Annotated in this window: 23 protein-coding genes; 11 read left to right on the top strand and 12 right to left on the bottom strand. The window is 29.4% G+C overall.

All coding sequences use genetic code 11. From position 1 onward, the window contains the following. Positions 1-135: 135 nt before the first annotated feature. From ELQ11_RS03915 to ELQ11_RS03850, 11 genes are all read left to right on the top strand, one after another. Positions 136-1,356, top strand: coding sequence for an argininosuccinate synthase (locus tag ELQ11_RS03915; RefSeq protein WP_002871328.1), 1,221 nt, complete (start codon positions 136-138; stop codon positions 1,354-1,356). A gap of 12 nt (positions 1,357-1,368) precedes the next feature. Next, positions 1,369-1,812: a 50S ribosomal protein L9 gene (rplI, locus tag ELQ11_RS03910; RefSeq protein WP_002871329.1), complete on the top strand. Its 444-nt coding sequence runs from the start codon at positions 1,369-1,371 to the stop codon at positions 1,810-1,812. After that, entirely contained in the window at positions 1,812-2,354 is a 543-nt protein-coding gene (hslV, locus tag ELQ11_RS03905) for an ATP-dependent protease subunit HslV (RefSeq protein ID WP_002776411.1), read from the top strand. Before rplI ends, hslV begins: the two co-directional genes overlap by 1 nt. Continuing rightward, positions 2,351-3,670 (top strand): ATP-dependent protease ATPase subunit HslU, encoded by a 1,320-nt coding sequence (hslU, locus tag ELQ11_RS03900; RefSeq protein ID WP_052949649.1) that lies wholly within the window; start codon positions 2,351-2,353, stop codon positions 3,668-3,670. The genes hslV and hslU overlap by 4 nt, the downstream gene beginning before the upstream one ends. Then, positions 3,667-4,542 carry a GTPase Era gene (gene era, locus ELQ11_RS03895; protein WP_070243509.1) on the top strand — a complete coding sequence of 292 codons (876 nt, stop codon included), beginning with the start codon at positions 3,667-3,669 and terminating at the stop codon, positions 4,540-4,542. Before hslU ends, era begins: the two co-directional genes overlap by 4 nt. Then, complete coding sequence (locus tag ELQ11_RS03890) at positions 4,529-5,635, top strand: hypothetical protein (protein ID WP_126236820.1); 1,107 nt, start codon at positions 4,529-4,531, stop codon at positions 5,633-5,635. The genes era and ELQ11_RS03890 overlap by 14 nt, the downstream gene beginning before the upstream one ends. Continuing rightward, entirely contained in the window at positions 5,628-6,176 is a 549-nt protein-coding gene (locus ELQ11_RS03885) for a hypothetical protein (RefSeq protein WP_126211050.1), read from the top strand. Before ELQ11_RS03890 ends, ELQ11_RS03885 begins: the two co-directional genes overlap by 8 nt. 218 nt (positions 6,177-6,394) lie before the next feature. After that, entirely contained in the window at positions 6,395-6,670 is a 276-nt protein-coding gene (locus ELQ11_RS10055; protein WP_243833534.1) for an amino acid transporter, read from the top strand. Between the two features lie 462 nt (positions 6,671-7,132). Next, the gene (locus ELQ11_RS03865) at positions 7,133-7,315 is read left to right on the top strand and encodes a hypothetical protein (RefSeq protein WP_171824244.1); all 183 of its coding nucleotides are present in this window, start codon (positions 7,133-7,135) and stop codon (positions 7,313-7,315) included. A 594-nt stretch (positions 7,316-7,909) separates the two neighbouring features. Then, positions 7,910-9,463, top strand: coding sequence for a peptide MFS transporter (locus ELQ11_RS03855; protein WP_053872603.1), 1,554 nt, complete (start codon positions 7,910-7,912; stop codon positions 9,461-9,463). Between the two features lie 15 nt (positions 9,464-9,478). Continuing rightward, positions 9,479-11,269, top strand: coding sequence for an aminopeptidase P family protein (locus ELQ11_RS03850; protein WP_002871335.1), 1,791 nt, complete (start codon positions 9,479-9,481; stop codon positions 11,267-11,269). Positions 11,270-11,388: 119 nt separating this feature from the next. Here the strand turns inward: ELQ11_RS03850 and mrdA are convergent, their stop codons facing one another. From mrdA to ELQ11_RS03790, 12 genes are all read right to left on the bottom strand, one after another. Further along, the gene (gene mrdA / locus ELQ11_RS03845) at positions 11,389-13,194 is read right to left on the bottom strand and encodes a penicillin-binding protein 2 (protein WP_126231700.1); all 1,806 of its coding nucleotides are present in this window, start codon (positions 13,192-13,194) and stop codon (positions 11,389-11,391) included. Beyond that, positions 13,195-13,689: a membrane protein gene (locus ELQ11_RS03840; protein WP_002855248.1), complete on the bottom strand. Its 495-nt coding sequence runs from the start codon at positions 13,687-13,689 to the stop codon at positions 13,195-13,197. Then, the gene (gene yihA / locus ELQ11_RS03835; RefSeq protein ID WP_070243505.1) at positions 13,686-14,282 is read right to left on the bottom strand and encodes a ribosome biogenesis GTP-binding protein YihA/YsxC; all 597 of its coding nucleotides are present in this window, start codon (positions 14,280-14,282) and stop codon (positions 13,686-13,688) included. Before yihA ends, ELQ11_RS03840 begins: the two co-directional genes overlap by 4 nt. Continuing rightward, complete coding sequence (locus ELQ11_RS03830) at positions 14,279-14,740, bottom strand: LptA/OstA family protein (RefSeq protein ID WP_002871339.1); 462 nt, start codon at positions 14,738-14,740, stop codon at positions 14,279-14,281. Before ELQ11_RS03830 ends, yihA begins: the two co-directional genes overlap by 4 nt. After that, on the bottom strand, positions 14,722-15,237 hold the full coding sequence (locus tag ELQ11_RS03825; protein ID WP_070243504.1) for a hypothetical protein: 516 nt from the start codon (positions 15,235-15,237) through the stop codon (positions 14,722-14,724). Before ELQ11_RS03825 ends, ELQ11_RS03830 begins: the two co-directional genes overlap by 19 nt. After that, positions 15,228-15,716 carry an HAD-IIIA family hydrolase gene (locus ELQ11_RS03820; RefSeq protein WP_134225155.1) on the bottom strand — a complete coding sequence of 163 codons (489 nt, stop codon included), beginning with the start codon at positions 15,714-15,716 and terminating at the stop codon, positions 15,228-15,230. Before ELQ11_RS03820 ends, ELQ11_RS03825 begins: the two co-directional genes overlap by 10 nt. 5 nt (positions 15,717-15,721) lie before the next feature. Beyond that, positions 15,722-16,549 carry a septal ring lytic transglycosylase RlpA family protein gene (locus ELQ11_RS03815; RefSeq protein WP_002852227.1) on the bottom strand — a complete coding sequence of 276 codons (828 nt, stop codon included), beginning with the start codon at positions 16,547-16,549 and terminating at the stop codon, positions 15,722-15,724. Continuing rightward, positions 16,509-17,627 (bottom strand): lytic transglycosylase domain-containing protein, encoded by a 1,119-nt coding sequence (locus ELQ11_RS03810; RefSeq protein WP_058000809.1) that lies wholly within the window; start codon positions 17,625-17,627, stop codon positions 16,509-16,511. Before ELQ11_RS03810 ends, ELQ11_RS03815 begins: the two co-directional genes overlap by 41 nt. Beyond that, positions 17,627-18,442: a TatD family hydrolase gene (locus tag ELQ11_RS03805; protein WP_126235162.1), complete on the bottom strand. Its 816-nt coding sequence runs from the start codon at positions 18,440-18,442 to the stop codon at positions 17,627-17,629. Before ELQ11_RS03805 ends, ELQ11_RS03810 begins: the two co-directional genes overlap by 1 nt. Next, entirely contained in the window at positions 18,433-19,677 is a 1,245-nt protein-coding gene (gene cbrR / locus ELQ11_RS03800) for a bile resistance response regulator CbrR (protein WP_134225154.1), read from the bottom strand. Before cbrR ends, ELQ11_RS03805 begins: the two co-directional genes overlap by 10 nt. A gap of 105 nt (positions 19,678-19,782) precedes the next feature. Beyond that, positions 19,783-21,306: an AAA family ATPase gene (locus tag ELQ11_RS03795; RefSeq protein ID WP_070285350.1), complete on the bottom strand. Its 1,524-nt coding sequence runs from the start codon at positions 21,304-21,306 to the stop codon at positions 19,783-19,785. After that, positions 21,306-22,166, bottom strand: a complete 861-nt coding sequence (locus ELQ11_RS03790) for an NAD(+) kinase (RefSeq protein ID WP_002871347.1) — start codon at positions 22,164-22,166, stop codon at positions 21,306-21,308. The genes ELQ11_RS03795 and ELQ11_RS03790 overlap by 1 nt, the downstream gene beginning before the upstream one ends. Between the last annotated feature and the right edge of the window lie 89 nt (positions 22,167-22,255).

The raw sequence follows: 22,255 nt of genomic DNA, 5'->3' as shown, positions 1-22,255 counted from the left end.
AAATCAATTTTTGGAACAAAATTTGCTTACGCCTTTGCTTTATTTTTTAAGAAAATAGCAAGTAAAAACTTTTCTTTAATGAAATTTGGATACAATTTCATAATTTTCAAAATCTATTTTAACAAAGGATATCTTATGAAAAATGAAGTAAAAAAAGTAGTTTTAGCGTATTCTGGAGGGCTTGATACGAGCATTATTTTAAAATGGCTTCAAGATGAGTATAATTGCGAAGTTGTAACTTTTACAGCAGATATTGGTCAAGGCGAAGAACTTGAACCTGCAAGAAAAAAAGCCCTTTCTTTAGGCATAAAAGAAGAAAATATTTTCATTAAAGATTTAAGAGATGAATTTGTTAAAGATTATGTATTTCCTATGTTTAGAGCCAATGCGATTTATGAAGGAGAATATCTTTTAGGAACAAGTATAGCAAGACCACTTATAGCAAAAACTCAAGCACAAATTGCCCTGCAAACAGGTGCTGATGCGGTAAGTCATGGCGCCACAGGCAAAGGAAATGATCAAGTGCGTTTTGAACTTGGTTATCTTGCTTTTAATCCCGATTTAAAAATCATCGCTCCATGGCGTGAGTGGGATTTAAACAGTCGTGAAAAACTCCTTGCTTATGCACAAAAACACGGTATTGATATTTCTAAGAAAAAAGGAAAATCTCCTTATTCTATGGACGCAAATTTACTTCATATTTCTTATGAAGGACTTGTTTTAGAAGATCCTGCACACGCACCCCAAGAAGATATGTGGAGATGGAGTAAAAGCCCAAAAGACGCTCCAAATGAAAGTGAAATTATAGAACTTGATTTCCAAAAGGGAGATTTAGTAACGATAAATGGAGAAAAACTAAGTCCTGCAGGACTTTTAACCAAACTTAACGAACTAGGCTGCAAACACGGTATAGGACGCCTTGATATAGTAGAAAATCGCTATGTAGGAATGAAAAGTCGTGGTTGTTACGAAACTCCAGGCGGTACTATACTTTTAAAAGCACACAGAGCGCTTGAAAGCATCACGCTTGATAGAGAAGCAGCACACTTAAAAGATGAACTCATGCCAAAATACGCAAGTTTAATTTATAATGGCTATTGGTTCTCGCCTGAAAGAATGATGCTTCAAGCCTTAATCGATGAGTCTCAAATTCACGCCAATGGCAGAGTAAAACTCGAGCTTTATAAAGGCAATGTGATGGTTATAGGACGTGAAAGTGCGAACGATAGCTTGTTTAACGCAGCTTATTGTACTTTTGAAGAAGATGAAGTGTATAATCAAAAAGACGCAGCAGGCTTTATCAAGCTTAATGCTTTGCGTTTTATCATTGCAGGAAAAAATGGAAGAAAATTTTAATAAAGGAATAAAATGAAAGTATTATTAATCAAAGATGTAAAAACACTTGGAAAAGCAGGAGAAATAAAAGAAGTAAAAGACGGCTACGGACAAAATTTCTTAATCGCTAAAGGCTTTGCTAAAGCAGCTACTAATGAAGTTTTAAGAAAATATGAAAGCGACAAGAAAAAAGAGGCTGAAAATTTACGCTTTGAAATCGCAAATTTAGAAAAACTCAAAGAAGAACTTAGCAAAATCACTCTTGAAATTTCAAAACCCGTAGGTGCAAATGGAAGTTTGTTTGGTGGCGTAACCAAAGATGAAATCGCTCACGCCCTAAAAGAACAAAGCCATATAGAAATCGATAAAAAAAGTTTAGAATGCGACACCTTAAAAAGCTTAGGAATTCACGAAGTAAGCGTAAAACTTGGACACGCAATCCATGCTAAATTTAACATAAATATAAAGGCAGAATAATGTTTCACGCAACAACGATTTTAGCTTACAAAGGTAAAAATAAATCCGTAATTGGCGGAGATGGACAAGTAAGCTTTGGAAATACGGTGCTAAAAGGCAATGCTGTAAAGATTAGAAAACTCAACAATGGCAAAGTTTTAGCAGGTTTTGCAGGATCAACAGCTGATGCTTTTAATCTTTTTGATATGTTTGAAAATCTCCTTCAAAGTTCTAAAGGCGATCTTTTAAAAGCAGCGATTGACTTTTCTAAAGAATGGAGAAAAGACAAATACTTAAGAAAACTTGAAGCCATGATGCTCGTACTTGATAGAAATCACATTTTTCTACTTTCTGGTACAGGCGATGTGGTCGAACCTGAAGATGGACAAATCGCAGCCATAGGAAGTGGTGGAAACTATGCACTTTCAGCTGCTAGAGCCTTAGCAAAACATGCCAATTTAGATGAAGAAGAACTTGTAAAATCAAGTCTTCAAATCGCAGGTGAAATTTGCATTTATACTAATACCAATATCAAAACTTATGTAATCGAGGATGAGAAATGAATCTAACTCCAAAAGAAATTGTTAAATTTTTAGATGATTATGTTATAGGACAAAAAAAAGCTAAAAAAATCATAGCCATAGCTTTAAGAAATCGCTACCGCAGAATGCAACTTAGCCCTGAGTTGCAAGATGATATAGTGCCAAAAAATATCTTAATGATAGGTTCTACAGGTGTAGGAAAAACAGAAATCGCTAGGCGTTTAGCTAAAATGATGGGCTTTCCTTTCATCAAAATCGAAGCAAGTAAATATACTGAAGTAGGTTTTGTAGGTCGTGATGTAGAAAGCATGGTAAGAGATCTTGCCAATGCGGCTTTAAATTTGGTAAAAAATGAGCAAAGAGAAAAAAACAAAGATAAAATCGATGAATTTATAGAAAATAAAATTTTAGAAAAACTTTTACCACCCTTACCAAAGGGTATCAGCGATGAAAAACAAGAAGAATATAAAAACAGTCTTGAAAAAATGAGAACTAAACTAAAAAATGGCGATCTTGATGAAAGCACTATAGAAATAGAAATTTCACAAAATATGTTTGATACCAATCCCAACCTACCTCCTGAAATGGGTGCAATGCAAGATATAGTTAAGGTTATAGGCGTTGGCAGTAAAAAAGTCAAAAAAGAAATGAAAATCAAAGACGCTAAAAATGCTTTAAAAAATGAGGCAGGAGAAAAAATCCTAGACCAAGAAAGCATCAAAAGCGAAGCCTTAAAAAGGGCGGAAAATGAAGGGATTATTTTTATTGATGAAATCGATAAAATCGCTGTTTCAAGCGGAAATTCAAACCGCCAAGATCCAAGTAAAGAAGGGGTACAAAGAGACTTACTTCCTATAGTCGAGGGATCAAATGTACAAACAAAAATAGGTACTTTAAAAACCGATCATATTCTTTTTATCGCTGCAGGGGCTTTTCATCTTAGCAAACCAAGTGATCTTATCCCTGAACTACAAGGACGCTTTCCTTTAAGAGTGGAATTAGATAGTCTTGATGATAAAGCTCTTTATGAAATTTTAACACGCCCTAAAAATTCACTTTTAAAACAATACTCTCAGCTTTTAAAAACTGAAAATTTAGAACTTGAATTTGATGATGAGGCAATCAAAGAAATAGCAAAAATAGCTTCAAGAGCCAATGAAGAAATGCAAGATATAGGTGCTAGACGCTTACATACTGTGATAGAAAAATTACTTGAAGATTTAAGCTTTGAAGCTGATGAGTATGCGGGTAAAAAATTCGTAGTGGATAAAAAAATGGTAGAAGAAAAACTCGGAGATATCATAGAAAATAAAGATCTTGCAAGGTATATTTTGTGAAAAGTGGCTTTGTTAGCATCATAGGGCGTACTAATGCAGGAAAAAGTACTTTAATCAATTCCTTATTAGAAGAAAAAATCGCCCTAGTTTCTCACAAACAAAATGCCACAAGGCGCAAAATCAAAGCCATAATGATGCATGAAAAAAATCAAATCATTTTTATCGATACCCCAGGACTTCACGAAAGCGGTGCTACGCTTAATCAACTGCTTATCCAAAGTGCTATTAAATCCATGGGGGATTGTGATGTGATTTTATTTGTGGCAAGTGTTTTTGATAGTACAAAAGACTATGAAAATTTTCTTAGTCTAAACCCACAAGTACCACATATCATCGTTTTAAATAAAGTAGATTTAACCGACAATGCTACGCTCTTAAAAAAACTTAGCGAATATGCAAAATTTAGCCAACATTTTAAGGCTATCATTCCTTATTCCTCTAAGAAAAAAAGCTATAAAAAAGGCTTGTTAGATGAGATAGTCAAATATCTTGACGAACATGAATATTTTTATGATCCTGAATTTTTAAGTGCGAGTAGCGAAAAAGAACTTTATAGAGATTTCATACTTGAAAGTATTTATGAAAATTTAAGCGATGAGCTTCCTTATAGTAGCGAAGTGCTTATCAATCGCACCAAAGACACACCTAATCTTTTAATCCTAGAAGCCAATATCATCACAGATACAAACTCTCACAAGGGTATGTTTATAGGAAAAGAAGGGGTAACTTTAAAAAGAATAGGCAAAGATGCACGCTTTAAAATTTCAAAACTTGCCCAAAAAAAGGTACTTTTAAAGCTTTTTGTAACAGTGAAAAAAAACTGGCAAAAAGATGAAGAATTTTTAAAAAAACTTCTAAATGATGAAAATTAATTCATTAAATAAAATAAATTTTATAAAATCTACAGATTTACTTTATGCTCAAAGAACGGGAATATCCAAAGAAGACGAACTTTTTAACAATTTAACCGCAGATTTTAAGCTAAGCAAACCCTTTGACTATCAAATAGCTTTTTTTAAACATAGTGAAATTTATCATTGTTTTTTAACACCTGTTTGCAAATTGAGAAAAAGTCGTTTTTGCTTTCCTGAACCTTTAATTTTTCAAGCTTTATTTGATGAAAGATTGATTGAAGAAAGTGATTATTGTGTTTTAAATTTATATGATCAAACTTTATATTTATATTTTTACCAAGAAGGAAAATTTATCAATCTTAAAAAAATCGAAAATTTCAACCCAGGTAATATGGATTTATTTTTTAAACAAAATCGATTTACAGAACTTTTAAAACACTATGAAAGCAAATTGCTACTTTATCAGGATTTGGATACAATCAAACATTACTTCTCATCTCAAATAAAATGTTTAAATCTAAATGATATTCTTGATAAAAATAGTTTATTGAAATTAAGTTCATATAGTATAAAAAATCTAGATCAAAATTGTAATTTTATCAAGCATAATAAAATAAAAATATCTATTTCTTTTAAAATTATATTAATATTTATTTTTAGCTTTAGTCTTAGCATGATGATTTTATTATTTAAAGATTTTATAGAGTACAAACAAAATAAGGAAATTCAAAATAAAAATTTTATCATACAAGAAGAAATTTCTAAACTAAAACAAGATAAGCAAAAATTATTAACAAACATACAAGATTTAAACTTTACTCTTTCCAATAAAATATCATCTACACAACAACAATTTCATATTTTATCCACCATAACAAAAGAAATCAATTTAGATAAAAATAAAGCAATCATTCTAAATCAAATCATATCATGGCTTAACTCCAATGACCTTAAAGTCACAAATCTTGAATTTGAACAAACAAAAATCATTCTTTCTTTTATCGATGAAAACCACTTTAAAAGAGCATTAGAAAATCCAAATTCTGCTTTTAAAATTCTTGATAAAAATGAAGAAACATTTAATATCATATTAGAAGTCATACATGAATAAAATAGAAGTATTTTTGCAAAATTTAAATCCTAGGGAAAAATTTCTTTTTATTTCTTTTATCTGCCTTTGTGCTTTGTTTTTAGCTTTTAAAATTCACGATCACTTTTTGGAAGATATTTTTCAAAAAACATTAATAGAACATAATTACCTTGCATTAAATGAAGCAAAAATAGAAAATTCACATCTTAAAGAAATAGAGACAAAGCTAACAAAACAGATAAAAACAGAGGAAGAAAAATTAAAATACTATAAAGAAAAATTGCATTTATTTTCTTATGATAAAGATTTTTTCAATAAAAAAATCAATAATTTATCCAAAAATTTAACCATTAATGAAATAAAATTTTCCCAAGAAAACAAAAATTTTATCCACTATAATTATGTTTCTCTAAGTTTAAATGGCAACTTTAAAGACTTACTCAATTTTATACAAAATTTAGAAAATCTTCCTATAGCTTTAAAAATTGATAAAATAAAACTATACAATACACAGGGTTTAAAATTAAAGCTTGATTTAATGTTTAAATTTATTAATTTATAATAATATTAAAATGTTATATTTTTAAATATTACTATAAAAAATATTTAAAAATATTGTAATTTAATTATTTTTCTATTACTATGAGTTAAAATATTTTAAGCATAAAAAAGAAAGGTATTGAGAAGTGACTAAGCAAGAAATACAAAAACTCGATACAAATTTCCTAGGTCATCCCAAGCCTTTATTCTCTCTATCAATAGTAGAACTTTGGGAAAGATTTGCTTTTTATTGCAACAACCATAAACAAAGGTGGACTTGGAATAGGCACTGAATGCGCCTTGGCAATTTATGGCATTTTTGTAGGATGCTTGTATTTAGTAGCACTTCCTAAAGGCTGGATTACTGATAATTATTTAGGGCAAAAAAAAGGCTTTATTTCTAGGTTCTTTTATTATAGCTTTAGGATATTATCTATTTTGAGCACATCTATATTTTTCCTAGGGTTTACTTTTATCGTTATTGGTGCTGGATTTTTAAAACCAGCGCTTCTGTAATGGTTGGAATGTTACATAAAAACAAAATGATACAAGTTGCAGTACTAGCTATACAATTTTTTATATAGGAATTAACATTGGAGCATTCATTGCTCCTCTTATATGTGGTTTTGTTCAAGCAAAATAGAATTATCATTTAGGATTTGGAGGAGGTTTAGGTATACTAATCTCTTTGCTTATTTTATATTTTAAAACTGCCTCTGAGCTTGAAGAATTTCATAAAAATTACACCTTAAAGCAAAACTGGGAACAATCATTTAAAAAAGTAAAAAATTTAACTCTTATACTAAGTATAAGCCTGTTAAGTATTATTGGATTTTTTCTAATTTTTATTAATCTTGTAGATATTAATCTCATGATACTATCAAAAAAACTTCTAATTGTAATTTTGCTATGTTTGGTAAAATTATTTCATATATCTTTTTGTTTTTAAAGCCTTAAAATAACAATTAATAATTTTAATTGTTTTATTCTTTGCAGCCACTTTTTTGGAGTACTTTTGAACAAAAACCTACTACTTATAATCTTTTTACGCAAGATTTTACAAATAGAAATATTTTTGATTGGAAAATTCCAACAAACTGGTTTCAATCTTTTAATCCAATTTTTATCATCATACTTACTCCTATAGCAAGTTATATTTAGATATTTTTAGAGAAAAAATATATATTTTTCTTCCATTGGAAAATTTACTTTAGAAATATTATTTGCCGGTATTGGTTTTATGATAATGACCTTTGCTTCACAAAGTCTAATAAACAACAATGGTTTACCAATATCCATGGCTTGGATTATTATAAGTATATTCTTTTAACACTTGTGGAACTATGCGTGTCTCCTATTGGACTCTCTATAATGGCTGAGATTGCCCCTGATTTAATCAAAAATCAAATCATGGGACTTTAGTTTGTAGCAAGTGCGCTTGGAAATTTTGTTGCAGGATTTATGTTAATATTAAAAACATCGATCAACTTCCCAGTATTTTTGGACAATGCATGTGGATGCTTTTTATTGCTAAAAAACCAATTTATAAAATTCTTAACGAAAAAATAAGCAATTATCTAATTAAACTTAAAATACAAAATACACCAAAGTTGAAAATTGATCTTAATATTTCTTTTTTTATATTTGCAAAAAAGTAACATTATGATATAAATTATTTAAAAATATTACAAAGTTATACATATTTTTTAATTTCTTGTCTATAATTTATAAATAAAAATACATAAAGGATATAAATTGAGTAAAAATGTAAAAAATTTAGATACTTCATTTTTTGGACATCCAAAACCACTTTTATCTCTTTCGCTTACCGAGCTTTGGGAAAGATTTTCTTTTTACGGAATTCGTCCCTTGCTTTACCTTTTTATGATAGCAAGTTTTGAAAAAAGTGGAATGAACTTAAAACCTGAAGAAGCAAGTGCAATTATGGGAATTTTTGCAAGTTGTTTATATCTTGCTGCTTTGCCAGGTGGGTGGCTTGCGGATAATTACTTAGGACAAAAAAGAGCAATTTTACTAGGTGCTTTAACTATAGCATTTGGACATTTGTGCATAGCCTTTTCTTATTTTAACAATAAAATGATTTTTGTTGGTATGGTTTTTTTGGTTATAGGTTCAGGACTTTTTAAAACTTGCGTTTCTGTAATGGTTGGAATGCTTTATAAAAAAAATGATACAAGGCGTGATTCTGGTTTTACTCTTTTTTATATGTGTTTTAATTTTGGTGCTTTTGTAGCTCCTTTAATTTGCGGCTTTTTACAAAAAGAATACGGATGGCATTTTGGTTTTGGTGCAGGTGGGATTGGTATGCTTTTAGCGGTAATTATTTTCTACCTAAAAACTATGCCTGATTTAAAAGAATTTGATGAAAAAGTTGGCATAGACTCTACTTGGGATAGACCAAGCAAAAAAAGCAAAAACGCATTTTACATCATCATTGTATCAGGTATTGTTTTGCTTGGAGCAATATTTTTAATCCTTGGTGGTTTTATAAAATTAGATGCACAAGTTATTAATAAAAATATTATTCTAACTATCTTAGCTTGTGCTGGAATTTATTTTTTATATCTTTTCGCTTTTACTTCTTTAAAAATAGAAGAAAAAAGAAATTTAATTATTTTTATTGTTTTATTTTTAGCGGCTGCGTTATTTTGGTCAGTATATGAGCAACAATACACTTCTTTTAATTTTTTTGCAGAAAAATTAACAGATAAAACCATATTAAATTATGAAATTCCTACAATATGGTTTCAATCTCTTGGAGGTTTATTTGTTATACTTTTTGCACCTTTTAGTGCTTTTATATGGACTATATGTGCCAAAAATAATAAAGAAATTTCATCTATTATTAAATTTGCATTAGGACTTTTGGGTGCAGCTTTGGCATTTTTAATAATGGCTTTAGCTTCAAATCATGCAATTAGTTTAAATGGCGATGCTAATACATTAAGAGAAAATTTAGAAAATTCATCACAAATTATTTTAGTTTCACCTTGGTGGCTTGTCAGTAGCTTTTTGCTTATGGTTTTAGGAGAGCTTTGCCTTTCCCCTGTGGGACTTTCTATAATGACAAAAATTGCACCTAATTTAATTAAATCTCAAGTCATGGGACTTTGGTTTGTAGCAAGTGCATTAGGCAATGCTTTAGCTGGATTCATAGGTGGTAAAGCAAGTGAAGAAAATATAGCTTATTTGCCAAATTTATTTTACCAATGTATGTGGATATTACTTGGTGCTGTTATAATTTTACTTATACTCAAAAAACCTATCAATAAAATACTAAAAAATTAATATTAAGGAGAAAATATGAGTATTTACAAACAAAGAGTATTAGAACTTAGAAGATTAATGAAAGAAAATAATATTGACGCCTATCTCATCTTAAGCGCGGATCCGCATTTGAGCGAATATTTACCAGAATATTACAAAAACAGAGTCTTTATCAGTGGCTTTAAGGGTTCTGTTGGAACAGTTCTTATCACACAAGAAGAGGGCTTTTTGTGGGTAGATGGAAGATATTGGCTTCAAGCACAAAAGGAATTAGAAGGTAGCGGCATACTTTTACAAAAACAAGATGCTAAAAATACTTTTACCAAATGGTTGGAAAAAAATTTAAGCGAAGATCAAATTTTAGGCATCGATTTTGCACTTTTACCTTTATCTTTACAAAAAGATTTACAGATTAATTGCAAGGCAAATTTAAAACATATAGATTTGATAAGTCCACTTTGGAAAGATCGTCCCACTTTACCACAAGAAAAAATTTATGAACACGAACTAGAATACTGCTCTTACTCAAGAAAAGAAAAATTAGCATTAGTGCGTCAAAAAATGAAAAATTTAAATGCTACCTCTCATTTAATCTCCAGCCTTGATGATATAGCTTGGCTTACAAATTTAAGAGGGAATGATGTAAATTATAATCCTGTATTTTTAAGTCATTTGCTAATCTTGGAAGACAAAGCTTTGCTTTTTGTTGATCAGAAAAAAGTAAATTCAGAACTTGAAAAAAAATTAAATTTAGATGGGTTTTGGCTTAAAAATTATGATGAAATCATCATGGAGCTTGAAAAACTTGCAAATACAAATTTGCTTATTGAGCCTTCAAAAATGACCGCTTTACTCATAAATTCTTTAGATAAAAGCGTAAAAATCATTCAAGAAATTAATCCAAGCACTCACTTAAAAGCAGCTAAAAATACAAAAGAAATAGCGCATATACAAGATGCTATGATAGAAGATGGAGTGGCTTTATGTAAATTTTTTGCCTGGCTTGAAGAAGCGATAGAAAATAAAGAATTAATAAGCGAATTAGACATAGATGCTAAAGCAAGCGAATTTAGAGCACAAAGCAAGTACTACATAAGTGATAGTTTTGCCACTATAGCAGGCTTTAACGAAAACGCAGCATATCCACATTATAAAGCCACAAAAGAGAGTTTTGCTTATCTTAAAAAAGATGGGCTTTTACTTATTGATTCTGGTGGACAATATAAAAATGGCACAACAGATATTACACGCGTTGTACCTATAGGAAAGGCTAATGCAGAACAAATTCATGACTATACCTTGGTTTTAAAAGCACATATTGCCATTTCCAGTGCAATTTTTCCAAAAGATATAGCTATGCCACTACTTGATGCAATCACACGCGTACCTTTATGGAAAGAACAAATTGACTATATACACGGCACAGGACATGGCGTGGGATATTTTTTAAATGTCCATGAAGGTCCACAAGTTTTATCTTATCTATCCCCTGTGCTTGAAAAAACAAAAGCCAAAGAAGGTATGCTAACCTCCATAGAGCCAGGTATTTATAAAGTAGGTAAATGGGGTATAAGACTTGAAAATTTAGTTATTCATACCAAAGTAGAAAATCCTAAAAATAAAGATTTTGGAGAGTTTTTATACTTTAAACCTGTTACTCTTTGTCCTTTTGAAATATCTTGTATTGATATAAAAATGTTAGATGAAAAAGAAAAAGAATGGTTAAACAATTATCACAAAGAAGTATTTGAAAAACTTTCTCCTAAGCTAGATGATTATCCAAAAGCTCTAGTTTGGCTTGAAAAAAGAACAAAAGCCATCTTTTAAGATACTTTTGTTAACATAGATAAATTTTCCTTGTATTAAACTTATAATTTGTTTAATACAAGATTTTTAAACCAATTGCTAAAAAAGTTTTTTTGAAAAACTCAATTTACAACTAAAAATTATTTAAAATATCCAAGTTCAATCATTTTTTGATAAATTTTAGCTACAGTTACCCCTGAAGTAATATTTCTCCCACCATGTTCCAAAAGAACGGTAACTACATATTTTGGCTTAGAATAAGGAGCATAAGAAGTAAGCCACGCATGAGATCTAGTATAATACTCAAATTGTTTTTCATCGACCCTATTTTTATCTGTCTGTGAAAATCCCACAACCTGAGCAGTTCCTGTTTTTGCTGCAACTTTCACATCAAGATTATGCAAATAACGATAAGAGGTTCCTCCTTGCTCATTAGCAACAGCATACATTGCATCTCTTATATAAGGCAATTGACTCTTTTCAAATAAAGTAAAAATTTCTTTTTTATTTTCATCCATTTGATTTTCTATAGTTGTATTATTATTTTCTATACTTTTTAAAAAATGAGGTATAACCTCTCCACCTTTTGCGATTTGAGCTGTATATCTAGCAATTTGCATAGGTGTTGCAAGAAAATTACCTTGACCTATAGCTGTATTTAAAGTATCACCTTGAAACCAAGATTGTCTATATCTTTGCATCTTCCATTCTTTGCTTGGTAAAGTCCCTACAAATTCACTAGGTAAATCTACCCCTGTTTTCGCTCCAAAGCCAATGCGAGATAAAGTTTCACTTATTTGATCGATTCCAACTTGCAAACTGCCATTATAAAAATAAACATCACAACTATATTTTATCGCATGTTTTAAATCCACAGGTCCATGGCCCGATCGATTCCAACATCTAAAAAACCTGCCTCCAAGCTCAATGCTTCCATTGCAAACATATTGAGTCGTCGGGCTAATATTTTTAGAATTTAAAAAAGAAAGCCCTACTCCCATTTTTACAACAGAACCTGGAGGATAATATCCATTTATAAGTTTATTTGTAAAAGGATGATCAAGACTATTTGAAAGCTCATCCCAATCCTTAAAAGAAATCCCTGTTACAAAAGGATTAAGATCATATTCAGGGAAACTCCCTGCAGCTAAAATAGATCCATCATTTACATTCATAATTATAGCAGCTCCAGCATTCCCTTCAAACAATGAAGTTAAATAAGACTGAAGCTCTATATCTATCGTAAGTTCTATATCATTAGACATAGCAGGAGTGTAAGAAAGCTGTTCTATTTCTTGATTTAAGGCATTAACCTTATAAACCCTAGTTCCTTTTTCTCCTTGTAAAATATCATTATAATAGCGTTCTATACCGCTTTTTCCCGTATAGTTAGAAAGTTTTGCTATTTCATTTTCTTGAACATCTTGCAAATTTGCCTTACCTACATACCCAATAATATGCGAAGCCAATTTTCCAAAAGGATATTTTCTTTTTACAACAGGATCTATTTTTATTGTTTTATTAAGATTTAACTCTGAATAATGCGGAATAATCTCATCGTAGGGTATAAAATCTACAACTTTAATAAAATCTTGATTATAGTAAGAATCATTTCTCTTATAAATTTCTGCTAATTTACTAGCATTTAAATCAGGAAATAAATTTGCAAGTTCAGATAGTTCTTTATCTAGAATTCCTTTATTTGACTTTTTAATACTTAAATAAGGTTTAATAGAAATACTAAAACCCAAATCATTAATAGCCAATAAAGTTCCATTTCTATCTGTAATTTGACCCCTAACAGGTGCTAAAAATTCAGTTTTTATGGCATTTTGTTTAGCAAGTTCTTCATAATATACATTTGATTTTATACTCAAATAATACACACGACTTAATAAAAATATAAAAAACAATAGTATAAATCCAACAACTAAACGCATTCTCATTTAAATTTTACCTTTAAAAAACACATAAGCTAAACAACATTCTATAAAAACTGAAACAATATACGCCCATCCTAAAATTTTAATTTTTTCATCTCCAATATAAGACAATATCATATCCAAAAACAAAATAATGCCGTAAGCACAAAGCACAAAAACAACAGGGATAAATTTACCAATTTTTAAATTTGTCTTAATCCAATCTGCACAAAGATAATAAAAAATAAAAAATGCCAACCAAGATGAAAAAATAAAAAAATTATAAGTTATATCAGTAAAAAATAAAAAAAATAAAGAAAAATACCATCTAAAATCAAGCTTTGAAAAAGTTCTTTCTCTCTCTTCTAGTAAGCAAAACATATAACAGAAAAAAATCCCATAAAGTAACGGAGCATATATAAAAGTCGAACCAAGAATCTGATAGATTAGAAAAAAAAATCCTAAAAAGACATAAGCTCCATTAAATTTTGCTTTATAAGCACTTAAATTTCTTCTCATTTATCAAGACCTAAAGTTTGATTGATAATAATATCTTCTAAAGAATCAAGGCCAAATTTATTCAAATTTGAAACTAAAATAGAGTCTTTAAATTCATTTTTTAACTTAGCTTTTTCACTTTGATTTAATTTATCGCATTTGGTAAAAACTTTTAAAATTTTTTGATCAGATCGTAAAAATCTTTTCAAATAGTCATTTAAATTTACATCGATCTCTAAATGAGTATGTCTTGAATCGATTAAATGTATAAATAACTTTATCGAGGTTCTTAATTTTAAAAATTCATCTAAGTTTTGATTCCATATTTCTTTTAAATTTTTAGAAACCTTTGCATAACCAAACCCTGGCAAATCGATAAAATTGATATTAAATTTTTCTTCATTTCTTTTGCAAGTTACTTCGAAAAAATTTATAAGCTGAGTTTTTCCAGGAGTTGCCGAACTTTTGGCTAAATTTTTTTGTTTACACAAAGAATTGATTAAAGAACTTTTTCCGACATTGGAACGCCCCAAAAATGCTACTTCACTAAAATTTGAGCTCAAATTCTCATCAAATTTCACTAAAGAAGTGATAAATTTAGCACTAATTATCATTTGTCTTTAAGATCAAACACAAAACGAGCAGGTTTTTGATCCTTACTCTCCACTCGATAAATATTAGCTTTTCTATCGACTATTATTTTATCACCAAAAAGTTTTTGATTGCTTCCAAGCTCATTTATATAAGCATGACCATTAATCTCGTAAGTATCTTTAATAACATTATAAATAAATTTATCTCCACTACCTTTATAAGTTTTACCCTTTAAAACAATCTTAAACGTAGCATTTTGCATTGCTTCATAACGAATAGGTTTGCGATTTTTATCCGTATAAATAATCAATTTTTCAGAATTTAAAATATCATCACCCCTAATTACTTCTACATTTCCACTAAGAATACTTTCACCCTTATTTTCATCTGAGTAAAAATTTAAAGCTTTTACTTCAATTTGAGTTGCCCAAGTTACACTTACACAAGCTAACAATAAAATTATTTGTCTTGCAACCACGCATTTACTCCTTGGATATTTAAAATTTTGTTTTTTGTATCATAGTTTAAAGTATTTCCATTAATAATACTTCCATTGATCAGAGCTTTAAAATTAGTATTTGTGTGTAAAATTTTATCCTTAGGTTGGTATTCTACCTCTTGAGAAATAATTTTGACATTATTAGCACCTATATAAGTAACATTTCCTTCAAACAAAACCTTGCTCATATCTTTATTGAAAAACTCTAAACGATTCGCACTAAGATTAAAATCTAAATTTAAAGTAATAAAATCATTAAATTCATCTCTATCTGCATATCTCACCCAAGAATTTGCCTTATAATATGCCTTAATTGTACTAGCATTACTCTCATAAGCTTTCAAATTTTTAGCCTCAATATTTTTAAAATTTAAAGCATTAGTTTGCAAATTTAAAGAATACGGATCTTGCAAACTTAAAATCGTAAAAGTAATTGTAAAAAGAGCAATTAAAATTCCAAAAATTTTTATAGCCAAAGCCTATTCCATTCTTCTTTTAGATGATTTTTTTCTACTAAAATTTCTATCATCTGTGCTACAGCAGCCTTACCACCTTTTTTGCTAAGCACTATGTCTACATTTAAATCTTTATGACCATCTTTTGGCTTAAAACTAAGTCCTACGCTTTCAAGCAAAGCCTTATCGTTAAAATAATCCCCAATAGCCGCACACTGAGAAAAATCTAAATTAAGTTTTTGTAAAATTTCTTTTGCACAAGCTAACTTATCCTTGATGCCTTGATATAAAATTTCTATTTTTAAATCTTTAGCTCTTTTTTCAACACAAGAACAATTTCTACCTGTAATAATAGCAATTTTTTTACCAAGCTTTAGCCAAGCCTCGATAGCCGCTCCATCTTTTACATCAAATTCTTTAATAAATTCTCCATTAGAAGTATAAATAATCTTCCCATCAGTTAAACAGCCATCTACATCCAAAAAAATCAATTCTGTCATAATTTCTACTCTCTTACAACAAATGCACCTGCAAATGCACCACTTGCAGCAAAATCCCTTGCTTCATCTTCACTTCTAAAGCCTGTTAAGAAAACGCGATTTAATCCATCCACTGAGCTTGTGCGTATAGTAGAGCTATAAGTTCTATAAGTTTTATATCTTGCTGCTATCGTTTGTGCTCCAGCTGGGTTTTTAAAGGCTCCAATTTGAACCATGAAATTTCCACCTTCATAAATTTGTCCATTATTTGCAATCTCTCCACTATTTCCATAGTTTACATTAGAATGTACAATATTATTACCCGAATTACTTGATCCAAACCCTATAACCTCAAGCCTTACTGGAGCTGTTCCTGAAGCAATCATATCAATTTGACTGGCAGCTCCTTTTGATAAATCTATAATACGATTATTCACAAAAGGACCTCTATCATTTACACGAACGGTAACTTGACGATTGTTATTTAGATTGGTTACTTTTAAGATAGTATTCATAGGTAAAGTTTTATGAGCTGCGGTTAAAGCATTTTGATTATAGGTTTCACCATTAGAAGTTTTCTTGCCGTGAAAGCCTGGCCCATACCAACTCGCAATACCATCAGCAGTTTCGCCTACTGCTACAACAGTAGGATAATAAGTTTTACCGTTAATAGTATAAGGCTTCATCGTTCCTTTAGTCCCTGAAGAACTAGGACTGCTTTTAAAATCATTTGAAGGATAATACACTTGAGCATTATCCAAGCTAGAAAAAAAACTAGTGCCTAAACAACCACTAAAAAATAAAGCCCCTAGACTAACGGCTGACAACTTTAGTGTAATTGTTTTTATTTGCATTTTTATTCTCCTTGATTGGTATAATTAATTTTTGATTAATGCTAAGATGATTTTTTGCTATTTTATTTAATTCTCGAATTTCATCAACACTTATATTATAATTTTTTGCTATTTTATACAAAGAGTCACCAGGCTTAACAGTATAAGTTTTTGTCATAGGTATAGTTGTATCAACCTTCGCAAGTTTTTCTGCTTTAAAATTTTTATCAAAAAATGCTACTTTATTAAGTGGTATATACATATAATACCCTTTACCAGGAGGCGTAAAATTATGTTTAAATTGTGGATTATATTTCTTAAAAGTTGCAAGATCCATGTTTAAATTTTTAGCTATTTCTTTTAAAGATGCAGAAGAAGGCACATCAACTTTTGCAAATTCGTTGCTTAAGGCATAATTCATTAAAGACGCATCTTTATCTAGTAAAAAATCCCTATCATTGGCTAAAAAAGCAAGCGTTAAAATCTTTCTTATAAAATTTCTAGTTTCTAAAGAAAGATATTTCTTATCAGGGTTCAATAAAACGCTTAAATCATCACTTCCTGCTTGTTTGATAGCTTGTCTTAGTTTACCATTTCCGCAATTATAAGCTAAAAGCGCTAAATACCATTTGCCAAATTCTTCTTTTAACTCTTTTAAATAATTTGTAGCGGCATAAGTTGACTTGACCGGATCACGCCTTTCATCAACATAAGCATCAATTCTTAAACCCAAATTTCTAGCTGTTGGTTGCATAAATTGCCAAACCCCTACAGCCTTAGCATTAGAAACGCTATGAGTTTTCAAGCCTGATTCAACCATAGCTAGATACAAAATCTCATCAGGAACTTCCTGCTGGGCTAAAATTTTTCTTATCATAGGAGTAACTTTTGAAAAATTTTGCATACTATCTATTAAAGTTTGAGCGTGTTTTGATTTTATATCTTGTTGAGTTTGCACGAAAATCAAATCACTAATAAAACTTGGATTAATATCTAAATTTCTTAAAACATTCATTTGTCTTTCATAAAATTCAGGAGTATTAATTTGTGCAAAAAGAAAATTAAAACATATTAAAAAACACAATAAAATTTTTTTCATTAATAACCTTTAAAAAATAATTTTTCAGAATTATTAAAACAAATTTCTAGAAGCTCTTTTCTTGATAAATTCAATACTTCACACATTTTATTTGCTACAAATTGAGTTAACAAAGGTTCATTTCTTTTACCACGATAAGGCTCTGGAGTAAGATATGGAGCATCAGTTTCAAGCAACAATCTATCTTTTGGAATTTTAGGTAAAATTTCAACTAATTTCTTAGCATTTTTAAAAGTTAAAACTCCCCCGATACCAAAATAAAATCCCTCTTTAAAAAGAGTTAGCAAATGTTCGCTTGCATTAAAGCAGTGTAAAACTCCTCCTACAAGATCCTTAGAATACCCATGTAAAATCTCATAAGTATCATGATTTGCTTCTCTTGAGTGGATGATGACAGGTTTTTTAAATTCAATAGCAAGTTCAAGCTGTGCGATAAAAATCTTTTTTTGATTTCCTTTTTCTTTTTGAATTTCTTCAGCAAGATCACTTTTAAAACGAAAATAATCAAGCCCACATTCACCTACAGCTACACACTTTTCATCGCATAAATATTGCCTTAAAATTTTCTCATCATAATTATCAATTTCATAAGGATGCACCCCTGCTGCAAAAAAAATATTTTTATATTTATGAGCAATTGTAGCTGCATAAGGCAAGTCTTTTATATCAGCACCAGGTATGATGATTTTCTCTATACCATTTTTAAAAGCACGATTTAAAGTTTCATCTAAATCATCTTTAAATGCTTCACTGTCTAGATGGCAATGCGTATCAACAATCCTTAAACCATCTTGAAAATCAAGATTTAAGAACATACTTCAACTCTATCCTTGCCATTATCTTTTGCTTGAGACAATATTTTACTCGCTTTATTAACCAAAGAATCAATCTTATCTCCACTTTTTCCAAAAACCACGCCTATAGAAGCTGTAAAAAAGATTTCATCTAAATTAACCAAAACACCAGCCTTTTTTATATTTACTCGTATACGAGAAAAGATTTTAATCGCTCTTTCTTGGGATATATTTTTAAGTAAAATACAAATTTTTTCTGCACTATATCTACCTACAAGATCTCTTCCTTTAGTTTCATTAACTATTTCATTAGCACAGATTTTAATTACTTCATCACCAACTTCACGGCCGTATTCATCGTTAATCATTTGAAGATTATCTATATCTAAGAAAGCAAAAGCAAATTCCTCGTCTTTTGTCGCTATTTCATTAAAATAATCATCTATTCCATCGATTAAGGCATTATAATTTTTAACCCCAGATACAGGATCTAAAACATTATAAGTGCTTAAAAATTTTTTATCATCCATATAAGATAAACAACGATCTAAGCGACAATTAAAGCTTTCTTTGCTTAAAGGCTTGAACAAATACTCATTAACTCCATTTTTAAAAGAATTCGCTTCAAATGAATCATTATGATCCCCCAAAAGAATCACACCTAATTCATCATCACTAAAACGCTCTCTTACTTGAGTTAAAAGCTCAAAACCACTAATTACTGGCATATTGACATCTGCTATAATAAGCTTAACATCATTATTATCATTTAAATAACTCATTGCTTCTTCACCATGAGCTGCAGCTAAAACATTAAATTGTCTTTGAGTAAGTATTTTTTTAATTTCATTACGTTCAGGTAGCTTGCTCATAGCTAAAATCACTTTAGTTTTTGCATATTGATTAAGTTTTATAATAGAACTAATAATCTCATCAATGCAAGTTTCACTTTCTTTAAAAATATAATCTAATATATCTTTATTCATAAATTTTTCTTTAGTAGCCTTATCACCACTAGCCGTAAGAACAATAGCAGGAATTTTCTTTTCTATAACATAATCCACAACTTCACCATTTGGGGCATCTGGCAAACATAAATCCACAAAAGCTAAAAAATAATTATTATTCATTAACTCCTTAGCTTCAGCAAAACCAAAAGCAATATCTACCTCATAATTTAAAGTCATTTGAATTTTTTTAGCCAAAAGTTTGCCGAGCATTTTATTATCATCAATAATTAAAATTTTCTTATTCATAGTGTGTAAAATACCTTTATATCTAAAAATTTTTTAATATATTTATTTCAAAAGAAAGGAAATCTTATAGTTATATATTCTAACATAGTAAAATAAAAAATCCGCTTAATTCTTAAACAAGGTCTTAGCAAATTCGATTGCTTCATCACTAACAAGCTCTCCACTTACCATCCTAGCAAGCTCTTTAATTCTTTCTTCTTGATCGAGCTTTTTTACCTTACTTTCTTCGCCATTTTTTTCAACTAAAAAATGATTATGTGCCTTAGAGGAAAGTTGAGGCAAATGAGAAATAGCAAAAATTTGATAAAACTTAGAAAGCTCCTCTAAAACCTTGGCTATACTCATAGCCTCTTTTCCGCTTAAATTTGCATCGATTTCATCTAAAAATAATATCCCTTTACCTGCATTTAAAATTTTACATTCTGTGGCTATAAAAGCAAGTCTTAAGCGATTTAATTCACCTGAACTTAAATTTTTTAAATGAGCTAAATTAATATCTAGCATTATCTCATCTTTGCCTAAAATTGAAATTTTTCCACTTTCTTTAAGCGTCAAACTTGCATCTTTCATATAAAGTTCTTTAAGATAATTATTTAAACATTTTTCTAATTTTTTAAGGTTTTTCTTTCTTGTTTGAGTTAAAATTTGTGCTTTTTCTTCTAATTTTTGTTTTAATTCTTGAATTTTTTTTTCAAGTTCTTTTTTTTCAAAACTTAAATTTTCATAATGTTCTAGTTCATGTTTTTTTTGTTTTAAAACTTCTAAAGCATTTTCTATGCTTTCATAACGCTTGATGAGATAGGATAAATTTTCAATGCGATCTAAAAGTGTCTCCACATCAAAATCCAAATCTTCCATTTTTTGATTTTCACAAATCACACGCAATTCATTTAAACATTCACTAAAAAAACTCGCATCAACTTCGCTTAAATTTAAAGCTTCAATAACAACTTTTTCAAGCTCAAAAATACGCTCTGCCTTACTCCAAGCTTCTTCTAATTTATCTTTTTTAGAAAGCTTCTTTTTAAGTATTAAAAGCTCTTCATACTCGCCTATTTTAGGATTAATGCTTGAAATTTTTTCAATTTGTACTCTAGCTAATTCTTTTAATTCTTCTACTTTTTTTTCTTCTTCTAAAATTGCATTAAGCTCATTAGAAATTTGACTATAAGCATTAAAATCTTTTTTAAAATCTTCCAAAAAGGAAACAAAATTTGTATTTTCTTGCATTTCCAAGGCATCTAAGAGATTTAAAAATTTTTCATTTCCAAATTCGTTATTTTCCTTTGCGCTTAAATACTTAATAAAAGTTTTACTTAAATTTTGCAAACTTTTTTTCGCTATGCTTTGATTGTTAATAAAATATTTTGTGTTTTTTTCTTTTAAAAGCTTGAAAACATTCTCCTCTTCACTTTCTATGCCAAAACTTTCTAAATCTAACTTATCATCTAGTTCTATTTCGACAATTTTAGCCTCACTTTCACTCAAAGAAAATGCGGATAAAATTCCTTTAAACAAGACCGATTTTCCAGCTCCACTTAACCCTGTAAAAACGGTAAGTCCTTTAGAAATTTCAAGCTCAGCCTTTTTAAAACCAAGATTTTCTTTCATAAAAATTCTATTTATCATCAATTTCCCCAGTGTAATTTTTCTTTTAAAATTTGAAAATAATCTCTATTTTTTGGGTGAATTAAAGCCACATTTTTATCACTTAAACCCACTTTTATACTTTTAAAATTATTCACTTTATAATTTTCTTGCCCATCAATGCAAAGTATGCAATCCTTTGCCATAATCTCTATTTCAAAACCTTTTGGCAAGACAATAGGGCGTTGTGTTAAAGAATGAGAACAAACAGGAGTTAAGATAAAAGCTTGAGCTAAAGTGTAAACTATGGGCCCATTTGCACTTAAATTATAAGCTGTTGAACCCGCAGGAGTTGCAACAATAAGCCCATCTCCAAAATATTCATTAAATTTCTTTTCTTTTCTAAAAACTTCTATATGAGCCATAGAAGCTTGATTATTTTTACTGATAACCACATCATTAAAAGCCAATTTTTCTAAAATTTTTCCTTGCTTATCTTCTAAAAAAACACTTAACAAATAAGGCTTTTCTATTCTAAATTCTCCTTGAAAAAAAGCTTGAAAAAAATTTTCAGCTTCATCAACTTTAAAATCTGTTAAAAAACCTAAATGTCCAGCATGAATTCCTAAAACTGCTTTATCGTATTCACAAGCTTTACGGCATAAAGAAATCAAAGTCCCATCTCCACCTAAAGAAATAACAAAATCAGATATTTTAAACAAATCATCCAATCCATACTTTGGCAAATCTAAAATTTCAGAACTTTCTTTAAACAATACAAGTTCAACTTTATATATAGATAAAATCGATTGAAGTTTTAAAATTTCCTTATCTAAACTCACATTGGGTCGTGTAACAAGTCCAATTTTTTTAATATTTTTATGATCTATTTTATTTTGCATAAAAAATTATATCAAATCTTAGCAAAGCAAAAGAATAAAAATACTATAATTTTGCTCATTATCTTAAAAAATCTTTTTCAAGGAATAAA

This window comes from Campylobacter sp. US50a, from assembly GCF_004379015.1.
GTDB lineage: Bacteria > Campylobacterota > Campylobacteria > Campylobacterales > Campylobacteraceae > Campylobacter_D > Campylobacter_D jejuni.
Note: the sequence above shows the minus strand (reverse complement) of the source record. Positions and strands in the feature narration are given on the sequence as shown.

Coding starts and splice junctions, on each gene's coding strand:
- mrdA (WP_126231700.1), bottom strand. CDS start 13,194: ATGAGAATGCGTTTAGTTGTTGGATTTATACTATTGTTTTTTATATTT.
- ELQ11_RS03850 (WP_002871335.1), top strand. CDS start 9,479: ATGAGTATTTACAAACAAAGAGTATTAGAACTTAGAAGATTAATGAAA.
- rplI (WP_002871329.1), top strand. CDS start 1,369: ATGAAAGTATTATTAATCAAAGATGTAAAAACACTTGGAAAAGCAGGA.
- ELQ11_RS03915 (WP_002871328.1), top strand. CDS start 136: ATGAAAAATGAAGTAAAAAAAGTAGTTTTAGCGTATTCTGGAGGGCTT.
- ELQ11_RS03890 (WP_126236820.1), top strand. CDS start 4,529: ATGATGAAAATTAATTCATTAAATAAAATAAATTTTATAAAATCTACA.
- ELQ11_RS03810 (WP_058000809.1), bottom strand. CDS start 17,627: ATGAAAAAAATTTTATTGTGTTTTTTAATATGTTTTAATTTTCTTTTT.
- ELQ11_RS03805 (WP_126235162.1), bottom strand. CDS start 18,442: ATGTTCTTAAATCTTGATTTTCAAGATGGTTTAAGGATTGTTGATACG.
- hslV (WP_002776411.1), top strand. CDS start 1,812: ATGTTTCACGCAACAACGATTTTAGCTTACAAAGGTAAAAATAAATCC.
- ELQ11_RS03815 (WP_002852227.1), bottom strand. CDS start 16,549: ATGCAAATAAAAACAATTACACTAAAGTTGTCAGCCGTTAGTCTAGGG.
- ELQ11_RS03885 (WP_126211050.1), top strand. CDS start 5,628: ATGAATAAAATAGAAGTATTTTTGCAAAATTTAAATCCTAGGGAAAAA.
- ELQ11_RS03795 (WP_070285350.1), bottom strand. CDS start 21,306: ATGATAAATAGAATTTTTATGAAAGAAAATCTTGGTTTTAAAAAGGCT.
- ELQ11_RS03790 (WP_002871347.1), bottom strand. CDS start 22,166: ATGCAAAATAAAATAGATCATAAAAATATTAAAAAAATTGGACTTGTT.
- ELQ11_RS03840 (WP_002855248.1), bottom strand. CDS start 13,689: ATGAGAAGAAATTTAAGTGCTTATAAAGCAAAATTTAATGGAGCTTAT.
- ELQ11_RS03820 (WP_134225155.1), bottom strand. CDS start 15,716: ATGACAGAATTGATTTTTTTGGATGTAGATGGCTGTTTAACTGATGGG.
- cbrR (WP_134225154.1), bottom strand. CDS start 19,677: ATGAATAAGAAAATTTTAATTATTGATGATAATAAAATGCTCGGCAAA.
- yihA (WP_070243505.1), bottom strand. CDS start 14,282: ATGATAATTAGTGCTAAATTTATCACTTCTTTAGTGAAATTTGATGAG.
- hslU (WP_052949649.1), top strand. CDS start 2,351: ATGAATCTAACTCCAAAAGAAATTGTTAAATTTTTAGATGATTATGTT.